We start from the raw sequence: 2046 nt of genomic DNA, 5'->3' as shown, positions 1-2046 counted from the left end.
GATAATCATGGAAGACTTTTTCTTCACTGCGAAGGAGTATGCAGATATAGCCTTCAAAATCAATGACGACACTGGAATTTCAAGAATAACTTTGGATGGCCAGCAAGCAACTCCAACAAGTGCTATTGGAAACAATTACACTATAAGATACAGGACAGACAGAAAATCCAGGGCCGTGGTATTATCCGTTGCCGATTTGGCTGGTAACGTTTCAAGCAAAAAGTTTTACATTCTCTACGACATAAAGCAGCCTGAGATTGAAGTCAAAGGCCCCACCGTCACAGGAAGCGAAACAGTTAACATCACAATAAATGCATCCGATGATATTGGGATCAGTTTTCTTACGATTAATGGCAAAAAAGTGGACAGCGATGGCAGAAAAAGCTTTAGTTATAATTATGTAGTAAATCTCATAGGAAAAGAGGCAATCACCGTTGAGATAAGCGCCGCTGATAGAGCAGGAAATATAGCCTCTACTAAATTCACGGTTAGAAAAGATCATGAGCCACCTGAGATTGAACTGGAACTTCCCACCAACGTTGTCTCAGCCAGAGCTGAAATAACCGTTGTAGCAACGGACAATGGTGGAATTGACTTTATCAGGGTTCAAGATATTGAAAGGAAATACTCGGGGATACCAAGTTTAAGAGATACATTTGAAATAGAACTAAACGCATCAGGTGATATTAGCATTGAAGCTGGTGACCTTTCGGGCAACATTTCAAAAATTTCCCGGTATATCTTTGTCGACAAAGTGCCGCCTGTGATCACTTTCCTGCCAGTGGATATAACCGGTGAGATGGCAGTAAAAGTGAGGTTTGAAGATGATTCTGGGCTAAAATATGTGAAAATCGGCAGATATATCGGCAAGTTGAATGGCCAGAGGGTTTTTGAACACGTGCTTTCGCGTGATGACCTTCAGGAAAAGTTGGAAATTGTCGCGATGGATATAACAGGCAAACGTACTGAAAAAATGCTCAAATGGATTCCCTTTGAGGTCAACGATATAGCTGGAAACGTTATGACAAGCGATTTGATAGAACTTAGTGGGAAGCTCTTAATTCCAATAGATGGCGCGTATACATTAGACATATACGACAATGGGAAACTGATCAAAACCTCGATCCAGGAAGGAGAAATTTTCGAAGAGTGGATTCCTTTAGCTTCCGGGAAGAATAACATTGTGATCGTGATCAAAACTTCAGATGGAATCGGCATTGGAAATCATAGTGTCTTTCTAATTCCCCGTCATGAAGCTATGAGGGTAACATTGACCTGGGATTCCACTGCCGCCGACCTTGATCTCTATATCAGAGAACCTGACGGAACAGTAGTTGGCCCTATGAACCCATCAAGTCAATGCGCTTATATCAATGTGGATGCAAGGCAGCGCTCGTCCAACACCGAAACGTATATTTTAAACTACAAAGATTCTTACCTGCCCATAGAGGGTAATTATCACGTTGCTGTACACTATTACTCTTCAGACCTTTATCCGAATCCAGTACATTACAAAGTGGTGATAGACACACTTGATAAACACATAGAAAAAACCGGAACACTGAGCTTTTTTAACAAAAACAACATCGCATTTCTAACAGGCGGGAAAGATTGGAAAGATCTTGGAGAGGTTTTTGTGAGGATCCCTGACAAAGAATTCCCGGTTCTTTCCACAAACCTTCTCGAAACAATGTACAGTGCAAAGAACACAATAGAAATTGAAATTACAGCTACCGACAACACGGGTATCAGGGTAATCACAACCGATGCGGTGAAACCGGACATCGCTAAAAAAGAGTACAACACCTATGGAAAACGCGAGGTACACTTCACTGAAGAGAGGTTTTTCCCTGATGGCGTTTCATATTTCAATATCACTGCAGAGGACCTTTTTGGCTTAAAAAAGTCAGTAACCTATAAAATCTACGTAGATACACAGCCCCCACAAATCGAATTGAAGAAGACTCCTGACGAGAACGGGAATCTCATCCTGACCGCTATTTTCAAGGATAACTTAGGGCTGAATTCCGTCTCGGTCAATGGCAA

1 protein-coding gene is annotated in these 2046 nt (G+C 41.6%); it reads left to right on the top strand.

Annotated elements, in window-relative coordinates; translation table 11 throughout:
* Positions 1 to 2046, top strand: a 2046-nt coding sequence (locus AC3LHT_RS10615; RefSeq protein ID WP_488662878.1) for a DUF2135 domain-containing protein, incomplete at both ends; no start/stop codon positions are given.

It is taken from the genome of Kosmotoga sp. (assembly GCF_982836095.1).
This window is presented reverse-complemented; position numbering and strand designations above follow the sequence as displayed.